General features: G+C 67.4%; 17 protein-coding genes. 3 read left to right on the top strand and 14 right to left on the bottom strand.

Annotated elements, in window-relative coordinates; all coding sequences use genetic code 11:
• The first annotated feature begins 104 nt into the window (after positions 1-104).
• The 3 genes from AC1IQ6_RS19710 to AC1IQ6_RS19720 are packed head-to-tail and all read left to right on the top strand — an operon-like array spanning position 105 to position 2,791.
• A complete protein-coding gene (locus tag AC1IQ6_RS19710; RefSeq protein ID WP_102774741.1) occupies positions 105-569 on the top strand; it encodes an Mth938-like domain-containing protein in 465 nt (154 codons plus the stop codon).
• The gene (locus tag AC1IQ6_RS19715) at positions 569-1,033 is read left to right on the top strand and encodes a peroxiredoxin (RefSeq protein ID WP_102774742.1); all 465 of its coding nucleotides are present in this window, start codon (positions 569-571) and stop codon (positions 1,031-1,033) included. Before AC1IQ6_RS19710 ends, AC1IQ6_RS19715 begins: the two co-directional genes overlap by 1 nt.
• Positions 1,034-1,093: 60 nt before the next feature.
• Positions 1,094-2,791, top strand: coding sequence for a PhoH family protein (locus tag AC1IQ6_RS19720; RefSeq protein WP_111827025.1), 1,698 nt, complete (start codon positions 1,094-1,096; stop codon positions 2,789-2,791).
• An 80-nt stretch (positions 2,792-2,871) separates the two neighbouring features.
• On the opposite strand, the gene AC1IQ6_RS19725 is transcribed toward AC1IQ6_RS19720, so the two are convergent.
• The 14 genes from AC1IQ6_RS19725 to metE all read right to left on the bottom strand — a co-directional run bounded on the left by AC1IQ6_RS19725 (position 2,872) and on the right by metE (position 16,106).
• Complete coding sequence (locus AC1IQ6_RS19725) at positions 2,872-3,003, bottom strand: entericidin A/B family lipoprotein (RefSeq protein ID WP_006388428.1); 132 nt, start codon at positions 3,001-3,003, stop codon at positions 2,872-2,874.
• 41 nt (positions 3,004-3,044) lie between these two features.
• On the bottom strand, positions 3,045-3,740 hold the full coding sequence (locus AC1IQ6_RS19730) for a fumarylacetoacetate hydrolase family protein (protein ID WP_102774744.1): 696 nt from the start codon (positions 3,738-3,740) through the stop codon (positions 3,045-3,047).
• 78 nt (positions 3,741-3,818) lie between these two features.
• Entirely contained in the window at positions 3,819-4,349 is a 531-nt protein-coding gene (gene ppa, locus AC1IQ6_RS19735; RefSeq protein WP_102774745.1) for an inorganic diphosphatase, read from the bottom strand.
• A gap of 32 nt (positions 4,350-4,381) precedes the next feature.
• Positions 4,382-6,004 carry a heme biosynthesis HemY N-terminal domain-containing protein gene (locus AC1IQ6_RS19740; RefSeq protein WP_102774746.1) on the bottom strand — a complete coding sequence of 541 codons (1,623 nt, stop codon included), beginning with the start codon at positions 6,002-6,004 and terminating at the stop codon, positions 4,382-4,384.
• 8 nt (positions 6,005-6,012) lie between these two features.
• The gene (locus tag AC1IQ6_RS19745) at positions 6,013-7,203 is read right to left on the bottom strand and encodes a uroporphyrinogen-III C-methyltransferase (protein WP_102774947.1); all 1,191 of its coding nucleotides are present in this window, start codon (positions 7,201-7,203) and stop codon (positions 6,013-6,015) included.
• A gap of 37 nt (positions 7,204-7,240) precedes the next feature.
• On the bottom strand, positions 7,241-8,041 hold the full coding sequence (locus AC1IQ6_RS19750) for a uroporphyrinogen-III synthase (protein WP_485865197.1): 801 nt from the start codon (positions 8,039-8,041) through the stop codon (positions 7,241-7,243).
• A gap of 5 nt (positions 8,042-8,046) precedes the next feature.
• A complete protein-coding gene (gene hemC / locus AC1IQ6_RS19755) occupies positions 8,047-8,994 on the bottom strand; it encodes a hydroxymethylbilane synthase (protein ID WP_485865198.1) in 948 nt (315 codons plus the stop codon).
• A gap of 9 nt (positions 8,995-9,003) precedes the next feature.
• Entirely contained in the window at positions 9,004-9,126 is a 123-nt protein-coding gene (locus tag AC1IQ6_RS19760) for a hypothetical protein (RefSeq protein WP_258231509.1), read from the bottom strand.
• Positions 9,113-9,832 carry a TerC family protein gene (locus tag AC1IQ6_RS19765; protein WP_102774748.1) on the bottom strand — a complete coding sequence of 240 codons (720 nt, stop codon included), beginning with the start codon at positions 9,830-9,832 and terminating at the stop codon, positions 9,113-9,115. The genes AC1IQ6_RS19760 and AC1IQ6_RS19765 overlap by 14 nt, the downstream gene beginning before the upstream one ends.
• A 111-nt stretch (positions 9,833-9,943) precedes the next feature.
• The gene (locus tag AC1IQ6_RS19770) at positions 9,944-10,642 is read right to left on the bottom strand and encodes a TerC family protein (RefSeq protein WP_102774749.1); all 699 of its coding nucleotides are present in this window, start codon (positions 10,640-10,642) and stop codon (positions 9,944-9,946) included.
• Positions 10,643-10,891: 249 nt separating this feature from the next.
• Positions 10,892-11,773: a succinate--CoA ligase subunit alpha gene (gene sucD, locus AC1IQ6_RS19775; RefSeq protein WP_111827023.1), complete on the bottom strand. Its 882-nt coding sequence runs from the start codon at positions 11,771-11,773 to the stop codon at positions 10,892-10,894.
• 100 nt (positions 11,774-11,873) lie between these two features.
• A complete protein-coding gene (gene sucC / locus AC1IQ6_RS19780) occupies positions 11,874-13,034 on the bottom strand; it encodes an ADP-forming succinate--CoA ligase subunit beta (protein WP_102774751.1) in 1,161 nt (386 codons plus the stop codon).
• A 10-nt stretch (positions 13,035-13,044) separates the two neighbouring features.
• Positions 13,045-13,647: a DUF2889 domain-containing protein gene (locus AC1IQ6_RS19785; RefSeq protein ID WP_102774752.1), complete on the bottom strand. Its 603-nt coding sequence runs from the start codon at positions 13,645-13,647 to the stop codon at positions 13,045-13,047.
• A 161-nt stretch (positions 13,648-13,808) separates the two neighbouring features.
• Positions 13,809-16,106 carry a 5-methyltetrahydropteroyltriglutamate--homocysteine S-methyltransferase gene (metE, locus tag AC1IQ6_RS19790; protein WP_485865199.1) on the bottom strand — a complete coding sequence of 766 codons (2,298 nt, stop codon included), beginning with the start codon at positions 16,104-16,106 and terminating at the stop codon, positions 13,809-13,811.
• Between the last annotated feature and the right edge of the window lies 1 nt (position 16,107).

Consider the following 16,107-nt stretch of genomic DNA (forward strand, 5'->3'; position numbering starts at 1 on the left):
CCTTGCCGGCGGAAGGCGCGCAAGCGCGGCGGGGGCCGTGCGCTTTCTACAACATGGTTGAATGCGCATGCGCTATTATCAGGCACATAAAGCTGGAGTTTTTATTGAAGCTGCATACCGATCCTGCGACGGCCGCTCTGAACACCGTCACCGCCTACGGTGATGGCTATATCGAGGTCAACCAGGTACGTTTTTCCTCGTCGGTCGCGTTCGGCCCCGAGGGCGAAGTGTCCCAATGGCCCGTCGAGTCCCCGGCCGACATCACCTCCACCCTCTTGTTCCAGGCGGCTGGCCTGTCCCAGCCCGTGCGCGACCCCATGGCGTTCCTGGACGAGCCCGAAGCCCAGTCCGCGCCCGGACGCCCCGCCAACGCGCCCGAAGTGCTGCTGGTGGGCACCGGCGCCCGGCAGCAGTTCCTGCGCCCCGACGTGCTGCGCCCGCTGCTGGCGATGGGCATCGGGGTCGAGACCATGGACACCCACGCCGCCTCGCGCACCTACAACATCCTGATGGCGGAGGGCCGGCGCGTCGTCGTGGCCCTCATCCCTCCCAACGGAGAATCCCAGTAATGACGCCGACCATAGGCAAGCCCGCCCCGCTGTTCACCGCTGAAAGCACCATCGGTCCCATCAGCCTCGAACAATGCCAGGGCCGCGCCGTGATCCTGTATTTCTATCCCAAGGACAATACGCCCGGCTGCACCACCGAAAGCCAGGACTTCCGCGACCTGCACGCCGAGTTCCTGTCGGCCAGCGCCGTGGTCATCGGCATCTCGCGCGATTCGCTGAAGTCGCACGAGAACTTCAAGAACAAATACGAACTTCCTTTCCCGCTCATCTCCGACGCCGACGAAACCGTCTGCAACCTGTACGGCGTCATCAAGCAGAAGAACATGTATGGCAAGCAGGTGCGCGGCATCGAGCGCAGCACCTTCTTGATCGATGCCTATGGCGTGCTGGTGCAGGAGTGGCGCGGGGTGAAGGTCCCGGGCCACGCCAAGGAAGTCCTGCAGGCCGCCAAGAGCATCGGCTAGCCGCAAGCACAGATAGATCCGTCAGGCGCTATTGCCGGCCCACACAGGAGAGTGACACATATGCCGCTTCCGAAGTTGCCCACCCGCCCCGCAGCCATCCTGACCTTCCCCTCGGGCGAGCCCGCCCGGGCGCAGGCCCGCAGCACCAAGACCGCCGCTGCGCGGTCCAACGCCCAGCCAGCCCTCGAAGACACCGACGACGAGGCCCTGGCCGTCCAACCGCAACTCGAAGGCATGGCTGCCCCCGCCCGCAAGGCGCAGGCTCCCGCGCCCGCTCGCCAGACGCCTCCTCCGGCGGCGCCTGCCGTGCGCGCGCAGCGCCAGGCCAAGCCCGCGGCCACGCCCGCCAAGCGCGCCAAGCCGCGCGCCCAGAACGAGCCGCGCAAGCTGTTCGTGCTGGACACGAACGTGCTGCTGCACGATCCCAGCTCGCTGTTCCGCTTCGAAGAGCACGACATCTTCCTGCCGATGATGACGCTCGAAGAGCTGGACCACCAGAAGAAAGGCATGTCGGAAGTGGCGCGCAACGCGCGCCAGGTCAGCCGTTCGCTGGACGCGCTGGTGCAGGACGCCACCCAGCTCGACGAGGGCCTGGAGCTGGCCAAGCTGGGCAACAAGGACGCCACCGGGCGCCTGATGTTCCAGACCACCGCGATCCACAGCACCCTGCCCTCGGACCTGCCCATGGGCAAGGCCGACAACCAGATCCTGGGCGTGGTCCGCGCGCTGCAGGAAAAGTACCCGCAGCGCGAAGTCGTGCTGGTGTCCAAGGACATCAACATGCGCCTGAAGGCGCGCGCGCTGGGCATGGACGCCGAGGACTACTTCAACGACCACGTCCTGGAAGACTCGGACCTGATGTATTCGGGCGTCATGCAGCTGCCCGAGGACTTCTGGAACAAGCACGGCAAGGACGTGGAATCGTGGCAGCAGGGCGGCACCACCTTCTACCGCATCCACGGGCCGCTGTGTTCGCAGTTCGTGGTCAACCAGTTCGTCTACTTCGAAGGCCAGATGCCGCTGTACGCGCAGGTGCGCGAGGTCAGCGGCAAGATGGCGGTGCTGGCCACGCTGCGCGACTACACCCATGGCAAGAACAACGTCTGGGGCATTACCGCGCGCAACCGCGAACAGAACTTCGCCATGAACCTGCTGATGAATCCCGAATGCGACTTCGTGTCGCTGCTGGGCCAGGCGGGCACCGGCAAGACCCTGCTTGCGCTGGCGGCCGGCATCACGCAGGTGCTGGAGACCAAGCGCTACACCGAAATCATCATGACCCGCGTCACGGTGCCGGTCGGTGAAGACATCGGTTTCCTGCCCGGCACCGAGGAAGAAAAGATGCTGCCCTGGATGGGCGCGCTGGAAGACAACCTCGACGTGCTCAACATGGGCGACGGCGAAGGCAACGGCGACTGGGGCCGCGCGGCCACCATGGACCTGATCCGCTCGCGCATCAAGGTCAAGTCGCTGAACTTCATGCGCGGGCGCACCTTCCTGAACAAGTACCTCATCATCGACGAGGCGCAGAACCTCACGCCCAAGCAGATGAAGACGCTGGTCACGCGCGCGGGTCCGGGCACCAAGGTGATCTGCCTGGGCAACATCGCCCAGATCGACACGCCCTACCTGACCGAGGGCAGCTCGGGCCTGACCTTCGTGGTCGACCGCTTCAAGGGCTGGCCCCACTCCGGCCACGTCACCCTGCAACGCGGCGAGCGTTCGCGCCTGGCCGATTATGCGGGGGATGTGCTGTAAAACGGCGCAATCCCTCTCCCGCCGACAAAAAAAGCGCCTGGCTTGCGATAAGCCAGGCGCTTTTTTCCTGCTTCCGCCGATTACTTGTCGGCGGCGTTGGTGATGGCGTTGCCGGCCCTGGACATGTCCTTGCCCATGCCCGCGACGGTGTTGCAACCGGCGAGGACAAAGCCGAACACGACAAAGGCAGTCAGCACGATCTTGCTGCGCATGCTGGCGCTCCTATGGTGGTGAAACGGTTTCGGACCGTAATTTAGACGATTTCGACGCGCAGTTCGCCCAGACCTTCGACGCCGCCGGTGATGACGTCGCCTTGCAGCACGGCGCCCACGCCCTCGGGCGTGCCGGTGAAGATCAGGTCGCCGGGCTGCAGTTCGAACAGGCCGGACAGGTACGAGATGCTTTCAGGGATGTTCCACAGCATCTGCGAGATGTCGCTGGACTGCTTGCGCTGGCCGTTGACGTCCAGCCAGATGGCGCCCTTGTCCAGGGTGCCCACGACGCTGCGCGGATGGATGGGGCCCAGCGGCGCGGACAGGTCGAACGCCTTGCCCACTTCCCAGGGACGCCCCTGCTTCTTCATTTCGCCCTGCAGGTCGCGGCGGGTCATGTCCAGGCCCAGCGCGTAGCCCCACACGCATTCGTTGGCCTGCTCGACCGGAATGTCGCGCCCGCCCTTGCCCAGCACCACGACGAGTTCCATCTCGTAGTGCAGGTTGGAGGTCTTGGGCGGGTACGGCATCTTGGCGGTTTCGCCGTCGGCCACGCTCAGCACCGCGTCGGCGGGCTTGCAGAAGAAGAACGGATCTTCACGGCCGGTGAAGCCCATTTCCTTGGCGTGTTCGGCGTAGTTGCGGCCGACGCAATAGACGCGGCGCACCGGAAACAACGCGGCGCTGCCGGCAACGGGAACCGCGACAGGCGGCTGGGGGGGCAATACGTAGTCCATGTCCAATCAACCTATGATGAATACGTGGCCGGAAACCGGCGCAGGCGCGGGCCGCCGCGGCGGCGGCCCGGAAACCGGTCAGCCCTTGGCGTAGCGCTCGGCGCTGCGGACGATTTCCTCGTGCGCGGCGTCCAGGCCCTTCCAGCCCTTGACCTTGACCCACTTGCCCTTCTCCAGGTCTTTGTAGTGCTCGAAGAAGTGCTGGATGCGGGCGATGTCCTCGGCCGGCAGGTCTTCGTAGGTCTTGATGTTGCGGTACGGGGGGTACAGCTTTTCGATCGGCACGGCCAGCAGCTTGGCGTCGCCGCCCGACTCGTCGTCCATTTCCAGCACGCCGATGGCGCGGCAGCGCACGACGGCGCCGATCTGGATCGGGAACGGCGTCAGCACCAGCACGTCGGCGGGGTCGCCGTCTTCGGACAGGGTCTGCGGGATGTAGCCATAGTTGCACGGGTAGTGCATGGCGGTCAGCATGAAGCGGTCAACGAAAATCGCGCCCGAGTCCTTGTCGACCTCGTACTTGACCGGGTCGGCGTTCATGGGGATTTCGATGATGACGTTGAAGTCTTCCGGCAGCTTCTTGCCGGGGGAGACGCGATCGAGGCTCATGGTTCAACCTTGTTGTGTGTCTGAAGGAATATTCAAACCGAGCCGTCGTCCTTGAACGGCGGCTTGGTCGCCGGCACGCCGGCGGGGGCCGGCGCGGGCTTGGGTTTGGGCGCGGCGGGCGTGGCCGGCGCGTAGGTGGGCACGGGCTCGTCGAAAGCGGCCGCCGGGATCGGGGCGCTGTCGAAGTACTCGTCGATGTCGGAGGTGTTGCCGCCTGCCAGCGGCGCATCTTCCGGCGCGAGCGCGCGCTCGCGCTGTTCCTTGTTGACGCGGGCGTCGGGGTCCAGCACGTAGTCGGAGGCGGAGGCCGCCACCGCCGGCGGCAGCGCGGGATAGTCGCCGCCGACGTCGGCGTCGCCGTCGGCATCGGACAGGCCCACCGCATAGCCGCCTTCGGCGTCCACGCGGTACGGGTCCGAGCCGGTGTCCGCGGCCGGCAGCGCGGCGTCCGAGGCCAGCACCGGCAGCGCCATGCTGGCGGCGGTCGCCAGGCGCCAGTGGCGCACGGCGTCGGCCGGACGGTCGAGGCGGTCGTACAGGCTGCCCAGCAGCGCGTGGGTCTGCGCGTCGCTGCGGCGGCTGATGGCGCGCAGCAGATAGCGTTCGGCCTGGCCCCACAGCTGGCCGTTCAGGCACAGCATGCCCAGCGCCGTGAGCAGGTCGGGATCGGTGGGACGCTGCTGCAGCCAGGTTTCGGCGCGCGCCAGGCGGCGCGAGACCTGTTCGGCCTCGCAGCGGGCGTAGGCCGCCACCAGGGCGGGATTGAACTTCACGGCGATGGCGGCTTCGAGCACGCGGGCCGCCTCGTTGGCCTCGCCGGCGGCCTCGAAGCCCGCCGCGCCGGCCAGCGCGATTTCGGGCAGCAGGCGCTCTTCGGCCTTCAGGTCCTTCCAGATGGCGCGCCAGCTCTCGGTGCCCGCGGCGGCGCGCAGGCGCGCCGAGCCGGAGGCGTCGATCAGGTGGTCGGCCTCGGGGCGGGCCATGGCGTTGCGGCGCACCAGGCCGCGGGCCAGCGAGAAGACCTCTTCGTCGTGATGCAGCGCGGCGTGGGCGCGCAGCAGCAGGCGCATCGTGTGCAGGTGGCGCGCGCCGCCGTCGGCCAGCGGTTCGAGCACGGCCAGCGCGCGCTCGGCGCGGCCCTGGTCGAGCAGCATGTCGGCCGAGACCGTGGCGGTGGCCTCGATCAGGCCCGGCTCGGCGCCGGCCTGTTCCTGCGCGGTCGCCAGCAGGCGGTCGCGGCGGTCGAACTCGCCCAGGCCATGCGCGGCGCGGGCGGCCGACAGGGCGGCGAGCACGCGGCGGGTGCGGACCTTGGTCTGGTCCAGCAGCTTGGTGAGGTCTTTTTCGGCGGTGGTGTAGCGGCCTTCGAGCAGGCCGATCCAGCCGCGCTCCAGCAATTCGTGGTCGCGCGCCTGCGCGCGCTTGCCGCGCCAGGCCCGCACGCGGTCGGGGATGGCCAGCAGCCAGGCCAGCAGGCGCAGGCCCACGTACAGCACGATGAAGGCCGCCACGATCAGCAGCACGGCCAGCGTCAGCGACATCTCGATGCGCCACGGCCAGATCAGCAACAGCACGTTGCCGGAATGCGAACGCAGCACCACCGCCAGGGCGACGGCGACTACGGCCAGCAGCAGGGTCCAGAACCAGGTACGCATAGGCCGCCTCAGTCCTGCTCGCCGGTCTTGAAGCCGGCCGCGCGCAGCGCGGCCACGGCGGCCTGGCTGTCGGCCACGTCGGGCAGGCGCACGGCGATGTCGGTCTGGGCCAGTTCGCGGGCCAGCGCCTGGGCGGCGACGGTGTCGGGCGAACGGGAGTCGAAGTACTTGGCCAGCGTGGTGCCGACGTTGTCGAGTTCGCTCTTCCAGACCGAGGGCTGGCGCATCAGCATGGCGAGCTGGGCCGTCAGCAGGCGCTGGCGCAGCGAGCCGCGTACGAGGTCGGCCTGTTCGGGCGACAGCAGCAGGGCCGCGGGCTCGTCGACGCGCTGGATCGTGATCAGGCCGCCGAGTTCATGCGCCAGCGCGGAACCGGCGCGGCCGGGCCAGGAGGCCATCTCGGCGCGCCAGCGCTGCCACCAGGGCGCGTCGGCCGGCAGGCCGGCCTGCGGGTCTACCGAGGGCGCCGCCACGGCCGGGCGGGCCTCGCCGGCGGGCGCGACGCCCGGGGCGGCGGCGTCGGGCACCAGCAGCGGCGCCTTGCCGATCAGCGCCACCAGGCGCTCGATGCGGGCCGACTGGGCGGGAATATCCACGGTGGACACGGCGCGCAGCCGGTCCAGGTCGCCGTTGATGGATTGCTGCAGCGTGGAGAAGCGCGGACGGTCGGCGCGCGCCAGGCGCGACTGCGCGGTCTCGAGCGCGACGATGGCGTTGGAGACGTTGCCGGCCAGGCGCAGCTGCTGGTTGGCGATGGTCAGCAGGCGCTCGATGTCGTTGGCCAGCAGTTCGTCGCTGGCGCTGTCGTTGAAGTTCTGCCAGGCCAGCTGCAGCGCGTTGTACTGGCTTTGCGTTTCGCGCACGGTGGCTTCGAGCTCGGCCACGCGGCCGGCCTGGGCCTGCGCCAGGGCCAGGGCCTCGCGGGTGTCCTTGCGGGCCTGGGCCGCGTCGGCGGCCAGGGTGTCGAGCCGCGATGCGACCTCGCGCCCGGCGGAGACGAACTGCGTGCGCTGCTTCCACAGGGCATAGCCCAGGCCGGCAGCCAGCAGGATGACGATGACCAGGGCAGTGACCAGGGAGCCACTGCCGCGTTTGGCCGGACGGGCCTTGACGGGATCGGCCGGGGCCGATGCGGGCGCGCTTGCGCCCGGGGCGGCCGTCGGAACGACCGGATCGGTAGCGGGAGTCTTGTCTGTCATGACGCGATTGTATTCGGTGTCGGTCCGAAGCAACGAATCAAGCAGCAACAAAGGCCTGGAATATCGACTCGTCGTTGGGCAAGCAGATTTTTACCATTGACCGGTCCGCGGCGTCTTGCGCGGCCGGCGGCACGCGCCGCGCCAGCGAGGGATGCGTCAGCACGAAACCGCAACGCGCCCACCAGGGCGCCAGGCCGGCCTCGTCCAGGCGCGCGCGCACCGCGTCGGCGCCCTCCCCGCTGGTGATCAGCCAGGTGGCCCGCAGGCCCTGCGCGGCCCATTGCCGCAGCTGGGAGAGCCGATCGGCGTCCCAGCGGGCCGGGCGGCGCAGGTAGGTCGCAAAGCGCGTCACGGCCGCGCCGTGCGCCTGCAGCCTGTCGGCCAGCCAGTCCCTGCCCTGCGTGCCACGCACGAGCAGCACGCGCCGAGGCAGCGCGGGCAGCCCTTGCAGGACTTCCCAGAGGGCCTCGGAATCATGGCTGGGCGCGTTTTCGGATGGATGCAAAACTGTTGTATTCGCGCCAAAAGCGGGCGACTCGCGGAGCGCCCGGGCGCTGGCCGGACCGACCGTGGCGGCGATCACGCCGGCCGGCCAGGCCGACGCGCCGTCGGCTTCGAACCACTGCTCCAGGTACAGCCTGGCGGCGTTGCCGCTGACGAACACGACCATGTCGTAGTCCGACGGGCGCGGCAGCGCGCCGGGCTCGGCCGGCAGCGCCTCGATTTCCAGCGCGGGCAGGATGCAGGGTGTCCAGCCCGCGGCGCGCAGGCGCTCGGCGAGCGTCTCGTTGCGGCCCGCGGGCCGCGTCAGCACGGCGATGCGCGGGGCGCTCGTCATGGCCATCAGTCCGGCCGGGCTTCGTCTTGCAGCAGTTCGCGCAGAATGTCCTGCGCGCCCGCGTCGAGCAATTCCTGCGCCGCCGCCTCGCCGATGGACTGCGCATCGGCCACCGGGCCGCTGCGCACGGCGCGAACCATGCGCGTGCCGTCGGGCGAGGCCACCAGCGCGCGCAGCGACAGGGTGCCCGCCTCGATCTCGGCGTAGGCCGCCAGCGGCACCTGACAGGAGCCGCCCAGCTTGCGCGATACGGCGCGCTCGGCCACCACGCAGGCGGTGGTGTCGGCGCTGGCCAGCGGGGCCAGCCAGGCGCGCATGTCGTCGCGGTCGTCGCGGATTTCGATGCCCAGCGCGCCCTGCCCGGCCGCCGGCAGGCTGTCGGCCGGTTCGAGCAGGCCGCGGATGCGCGAGGCCAGGCCCAGGCGCTCCAGCCCGGCGGCGGCCAGCACGATGGCGTCGTACTCGCCGCGATCGAGCTTGCCCAGGCGCGTGTCGAGGTTGCCGCGCAGCGGCTTGACCGTCAGCGCCGGATGGCGCGCGCGGATCTGCGATTCGCGCCGCAGGCTGGAGGTGCCCACCACCGCGCCCGCCGGCAGGTCGGCCAGCGAGGCGTAGCGGTTGGAGACGAAGGCGTCGCGCGGATCGGCGCGATCGAGGACGGCGCAGAGCTCGAACGGGGCCTGCAGATCCACCGGCACGTCCTTCAGGGAGTGGACGGCGAGATCGGCGCGCCCGTCGAGCAGCGCGTTTTCGAGCTCCTTGACGAACAGACCCTTGCCGCCCACCTTGGACAGGGTGCGGTCGAGGATCTGGTCGCCTCGGGTCGTCAGGGTGAGAAGTTCAACCGCGCACGCCGGGTACAGCGTGCGCAGCCGGTCGCGCACATGCTCGGCCTGCCACAGGGCAAGCCGGCTGGCGCGGGTCGCGATGACCAGGCGTTGCGGTAGAGACACGAGGCGTCATCAAACGAAGTTGGAGACGACGACCGTCGCAATGACACCGAGTATGGCCAGCACGAACAGGCCTTGAAGCAGGCTCAGGCCCGATTCGGATTGCTGGGGATCGGTGGATCTACGCAGACTCATGTGCTGATTCCTTGGAGGCGTTTTTGCGGCTTGCCAGCCACCGTCCAATGACAACAACGAGCAAGGCGCCAATGATTTCTGCGCCGATTTTAACCGCAGCCGGCTGAACGCCGAATTGACGCTCGACAACAACGTCGGTGACCAGCATGCCGCCCGCGATCCAGCCCAGCAGCGCGGCGCCGAAGGTGACGACCAGCGGATAGCGGTCGATCAGCTTGAGCACCAGGGTGCTGCCCCAGATGATGATGGGCACGCTGACGATCAGGCCGAAGGCGACCAGGCCGATCTGGTGGTCGGCGTGGGCATTCTGGGCCGCGCCGGCGATGGCGATCACGTTGTCCAGGCTCATCACGAAGTCAGCGATGATGATGGTCTTGATGGCGGCGGCGATGGAGGTGCCGCCCTTCACGTTGCCGTGCGCGTCCTCTTCGGGGATCAGGAGCTTGATGCCGATCCACAGCAGCAGGATGCCGCCGACGACCTTCAGGAACGGAATCGACAGGAGCGTCAGGGCAAAGGCGATCAGCACGACGCGCAACAGGATGGCGCCGGCGGTGCCCCACAGAATGCCTTGCATGCGCTGCTTGGGCGCGAGGTTGCGGCAGGCAAGCGCGATCACGACCGCATTGTCGCCGCCGAGCAGGATATCGATGAGGATGATCTGGAATACCGCTGCCCAACTCAGCGTCTGGAAAAACTCAAGCACTATGAACCCCCGGAGAGCATTATGAAAAGAATGGCCGGTCCCGAGCCGGCCAGCCCGCCGCGCCAGGCGCGGCGGGGTTATTCAGTACAACAAACTATTATAATTCAGCTTTCAGTCAGCTTTCTGGCGCATCAGCAAAACTTTGCCGATCGCCAATACCAGCAGCGCGCCCAGCGCGCCGGTCATCAGCGCGAAGTTGTGCTGCGTCATGCCCAGCGCCGCGTCGATGCGCGCCACCGGTTCCTGCAGCGCCGGGTCGCCCACCAGCAGTTCGCCGGCGATGAAGCCCAACAGCGCCGCGCCCACCCAGACGATAACCGGGAAGCGCTCGATGACCTTGAGCAGCAGCGTGCTGCCGAAAATGACCAGCGGAATACTAATGGCCAGGCCCACGACCAGCAAGGTCGTATCGCCCATCGCGGCGGCGGCCACGGCCACCACGTTGTCCAGGCTCATGACCAGGTCGGCGATCATGATGGTGCGGATGGCGGTCAGCAGATTGCCGTGATTCTTGCCCGCGCCGTCTTCCTCACCTTCCGGCAGCAGCAGCGTGACGCCGATATAGACCAGGAGCAGCGCGCCGATGAGCTTGAGCCAGGGCAGCAGCAGCAGCTTGGCCGCGACCAGCGTCAGCACGATACGCATGATGATCGCAGCGGCCGAGCCGATCACGATCGCTTTCTTTTGTTGGGTCGGCGGTAGCGAGCGCGCCGCCAGCGCAATGACCACGGCGTTGTCGCCGGATAGCAGTATGTTGACCCAAATGATCTGGAGCAATGCGATCCAGAATGCCGCTGAACTGAGTTCCATGCCTCTCTTTCCTAGGTGTGATCCCCCTAGGACGAACCAAATGAATGGGTGAATTTAAAGTTGAAACGTACTGACCGCCTGGTTGCGAGCTCGACGGCATTCTTGCTTGGTACGCGCTGGATTTTCTTTCATTATAGTTTCGTTCAGCTTTCCGTATGGTTGCCCGGCCGTGACGTGGACACGGGATTTCCCTAAGACCACGAAAAAAAAGCGCCCCGAGGGGCGCTTTTTTGTGCGCAGCCGAAAAGCTTACAGCACCGACTTGAGCAGCTTGCCCATTTCGGAGGGGTTGCGCGTGGTGCGGATGCCGCAAGCTTCCATGACTTCCAGCTTGGCGTCGGCGGTGTCGGCGCCGCCGGAGATCAGCGCGCCGGCGTGGCCCATGCGCTTTCCGGGAGGGGCGGTGACGCCGGCGATGAAGCCGACCACCGGCTTCTTCATGTTGTCCTTGGCCCACTGCGCGGCGTTGACTTCGTCCGGACCGCCGATTTCGCCGATCATGATGACGGCGTCGGTGTCGGGATCGTCATTGAACATCTTCAGCACGTCGACGTGCTTCAGGCCGTTGATCGGGTCGCCGCCGATGCCGACGGCGCTGGATTGACCCAGGCCCAGCTCGGTGACTTGCGCCACGGCTTCGTACGTCAGGGTGCCCGAGCGGCTGACGATGCCGATGCGGCCCTTGCGGTGGATGTGGCCCGGCATGATGCCGATCTTGATTTCGTCGGGGGTGATCAGGCCGGGGCAGTTCGGGCCCAGCAGCAGGGTCTTGCTGCCCTTGGCCTTCATGCGGTTCTTGACGTCCAGCATGTCGCGGACGGGAATGCCTTCGGTGATGCAGATGACCAGGTCCAGCTCGGCTTCGACGGCTTCCCAGATGGCGGCGGCGGCGCCAGCCGGCGGCACGTAGATGACGGAGACGGTCGCGCCGGTGTCAGCCTTGGCTTCCTTGACCGAAGCGAAGATGGGCACGCCTTCGAAGTCCTCGCCGGCCTTCTTGGGGTTCACGCCGGCCACGAAGGCGGCTTTGCCGTTGGCGTACTCACGGCACATGCGGGTGTGGAACTGGCCCGTCTTGCCCGTGATGCCCTGGGTGATGACCTTGGTGTCCTTGTTGATCAGAATCGACATTTGTGAATCCTTGGATTTTCTTTGTACCGCCGGGCCGCCCCAAGGTGCAGGACGCCCCCTTGGGGGGCAGCAAGCCGAAGGGCGCGGCGTGGGGGCATATTTACTTGACGGCGGCTACGACGCGGGTGGCGGCTTCAGCCATCGTGTCGGCGCTGATGATCGGCAGACCGGAGTCGGCCAGCATCTTCTTGCCGAGTTCTTCGTTGGTTCCCTTCATGCGGACGACCAGCGGAACGTTCAGGTTGACAGCCTTACATGCGGCGATCACGCCTTCGGCGATGACGTCGCAGCGCATGATGCCGCCGAAGATGTTGACCAGGATGGCCTTCACGCCCTTGTTCTTGAGCATGATCTTGAAGGCTTCGGTGACCTTCTCGGCGGTGGCGCCGCCGCCCACGTCCAGGAAGTTGGCCGGCTCGCCGCCGAACAGCTTGATGGTGTCCATGGTGGCCATGGCCAGGCCGGCGCCGTTGACCAGGCAGCCGATGTTGCCGTCGAGCTGGATGTAGGCCAGGTCGAACTTGCTGGCTTCGATTTCAGCGGGATCTTCTTCGTCCAGGTCGCGGTAGGCGACGATTTCCGGGTGGCGGAACAGGGCGTTGGAGTCGAAGTTGAACTTGGCGTCCAGGGCGATGATGTTGCCCTTGCTGTCGCGGTTCAGGGGGTTGATCTCGACCAGCGAGGCGTCGGTGTCCATGTAGCACTGGTACAGCTTCTGGAACACGTCCACGGCCTGGGCGGTGGAGTCGGCGGGCAGGCCGATCGCGTTGGCGATCTTGGTGGCCTGTTCGGCCGACAGGCCGGTCAGCGGATCGATGTATTCGGTGATGATCTTCTCGGGGGTGGAGTGGGCCACTTCCTCGATGTCCATGCCGCCTTCGCTGGAGGCGATGAAGGCGACCTTCTGGGTGGCGCGGTCGGTGACCAGCGACACGTAGTATTCCTTCTGGATGTCCGCGCCTTCTTCGATGTACAGGCGGCGGACCTTCTGGCCTTCCGGACCGGTCTGGTGCGTGACCAGCTGCATGCCCAGGATTTCGGAGGCCAGCTTGCGCACGTCCTCGATCGAGCGGGCCAGCTTCACGCCGCCGCCCTTGCCGCGGCCGCCCGCGTGAATTTGCGCCTTGACGACCCACACCGGTCCACCCAGCTTTTCAGCGGCAGCCACGGCCTCGTCGACGGAAAGAGCGGGGATCCCGCGCGGCACCGGGACGCCAAATTGCTTCAGCAGTTCCTTGCCTTGATACTCGTGGATTTTCATGTGTTACCTGTCAGGACGTATGAGTAAGAGAGGGTGAATCGGTAGCCGAATCGGCCGATGCCTCAGCGCTACCCCCGGTGTACCACTTGGGATAGTGCTCAGCCACGACCGGGCCGCCGGTGCTGAGCGCATGGCAGCCGTCCAGTTGGAATGGACGCCGGTTCGGGTTGTTTTCCTGCCGCCGGCGGTTGGCCATGGTCTGGACCGCCGCGGTGGGAAGCACCTGCGACAGCTCGGTCATGTGAGTACAGCCCTCCACGTGCCCGAACCGCTCCTTGACCTGTCGGCGAAACCCCTTGAGCAGGTTCATGCCGACCAAATCAGTGTAAGCCGGTTCGATGGCCATGCAATGCGCGCCGTAAGGCGCGGCGTCATAGACGGCCTGCGCGGCCACGATCTCGAAATTCGCGTCGATGGTGATGCGCAGGTGCATGTGGTGGATGGGCTGCCCGGCCTTGAACATCTCGCCGTCGCGCTTGGGGAAATCGTACGCCTTGACGTCGATCAGTTCGGCTTCCAGATCCCACAGACCGTCGTCGCGCGCGTACGACTGCACGCGTATGGAACGCGTGTGCAGGGGCTGGCGAGGGTAATCCGGCGGTGGCAAGGGCATGCTGGGGCCTGCGAGGCAAAAATGGCCTGCGCATGGTGCGCGGCAACAAAACCTTGAAAGTATAGCGCAGGCGGCTATGACTCCCCCAGAAACCAGCCGCCCGGCAGGGTTGCCCCCGCCGGGCGGTCCGACGCTCCCGAAAATAGGGGACGCTGGTGCGGTCAGGCCGCCTGGCGCAGCGCGCGCGCGGCCTGCACCATGCCGATGAGCGCGGCCTCGGTTTCGGGCCAGGCGCGCGTCTTCAGGCCGCAGTCCGGATTGACCCACAGGCGTTCCTTGGGCAGGCGCGCCGCGGCCTTCTCCATCAGGCCGACCATCCAGTCCACCTCGGGCACGTTGGGCGAATGGATGTCGTACACGCCCGGGCCGATGTCGTTCGGATAGCGGAAGTCCTCGAAGGCCTTGAGCAGTTCCATGTTGGAGCGCGAGGTCTCGATGGTGATGACGTCGGCGTCCATCGCGGCGATGGATTCGATGATGTCGTTGAACTCCGAATAGCACATGTGGGTGTGGATCTGGGTTTCGTCGCGCACGCCGGCGGTGGACAGGCGGAAGCAGTCCACCGCCCAGTCCAGGTAGGCCTGCCAGTCGGCGCGGCGCAGCGGCAGGCCTTCACGGATGGCGGGCTCGTCGATCTGGATCACGCTGATGCCGGCGGCCTCCAGGTCGACCACTTCGTCGCGCAGCGCCAGCGCCAGCTGGCGGCAGGTCTGCTCGCGCGGCTGGTCGTCGCGCACGAAGGACCATTGCAGGATGGTGACCGGGCCGGTCAGCATGCCCTTGACCGGCTTGTCGGTCAGCGACTGCGCGTACGACGACCAGCCCACGGTCATGGGCGCCGGGCGGGCCACGTCGCCGAAGATGATGGGCGGCTTGACGCAGCGCGAGCCGTAGCTTTGGACCCAGCCGTTCCTGGTGAACGCGAAGCCGGCCAGCAGTTCGCCGAAGTATTCCACCATGTCGTTGCGCTCGGGCTCGCCGTGCACCAGCACGTCCAGGCCCACTTTTTCCTGGAAGCGGATGACTTCCTCGATCTCCTTGCGGATGGCGTTTTCGTAGGCCGAGTCGGTCAGCGCGCCGGCCTTCCAGTCGCGCCGCAGGGCGCGGATTTCGGCGGTCTGCGGGAACGAGCCGATGGTCGTGGTCGGATAGGCCGGCAGGCCCAGTTGTTCCTGCTGGCGGGCGATGCGGCCGGCGAACGGCGCGCGCTCGCGCGACACCTCGGCGGCGGCGGCCATGCGCCGGGCGACCGCCGGGTTGTGGATGCGGGCCGAGGAGCGCCGCGCGGCCAGCGCGGCGCGCTGGCTGGCCAGGGCTTCCTGCACGGCCGCGGCTTCGCCGCCGTCCAACGCACGGCCCAGCAGGCTCAGCTCGTCCAGTTTCTGGGCGGCGAAGGACAGCCAGCTCTTGAGTTCGGCGTCCAGTTCGGTTTCGTGCGCCAGATCCACCGGCACGTGCAGCAGCGAGCACGACGGCGCCAGCCACAGCCGTTCGCCCAGCTGCCGCCTGACCGGCGCCAGCGCGGCGATGGCGGCGTCCAGGTCGGTGCGCCAGATGTTGCGGCCGTTGATGACGCCGGCCGACAGCACCTGGTCGCCGCGCAGGCCGGCGGCCACTTGCACCAGCTGTTCGGGCGCGCGCACCAGGTCCACGTGCAGGCCGGCCACGGGCAGGCCCAGCGCGGTGGCGAGATTGTCTTTCAGGCCGTCGAAATAGGTGGCGGCGAGCAGCTTGACCGGGCTGGCCGACAGCGCCGCGTAGGCCGCGCCGAAAGCGTCGCGCCAGGCTGGCGGCAAGTCCAGCGCCAGGATGGGCTCGTCGATCTGCACCCATTGCACGCCCAGCCGGGCGAAGCGCGCCAGCACCTCCTGGTAGACGGGCAGCAGCGCGGCCAGCAGCTGCAGCTTGCGCTCGTCGGCCGCGCCTTCGGCGTAGGCGTCGCCCTTGCCCAGGTACAGCCAGGTCAGCGGGCCCGGGATCACCGGCTTGACGGCATGGCCCAGCGCCTGGGCTTCCCGGATCTGCTCGAACAGCGATTCGCGGGCGATGCGGAAGGTCTGGCCGGGGACCAGTTCCGGCACGATGTAGTGGTAGTTGGTGTCGAACCACTTGGTCATTTCGCATGCGGCGGCGGGCTTGCCCGACGGCGCGCGTCCGCGGCCCATGCGGAACAGCGTGTCCAGCGAAACCGGTTCACCGTCCTTCTGGCCGAAGCGCGCGGGCACGGCGCCCAGCAGCGCGGTCCATTCCAGGATCTGGTCGTACCAGGCGAAATCGCCCACGGGCAGGAAGGCCAGGCCGCTGTCGGCCTGCAGCTGCCAGTGGCGGGCGCGCAGCTCGCGGCCGGTCTGCTCGAGTTCGGCGGCGCTTTGCTTGCCCGCCCAATAGGCCTCGACGGCGCGTTTGAGTTCGCGCTGGGCGCCGATGCGGGGGAACCCCAGATTATGAATGATAGTCATG

It is taken from the genome of Achromobacter sp. MUI-25009338 (genome assembly GCF_057359325.1).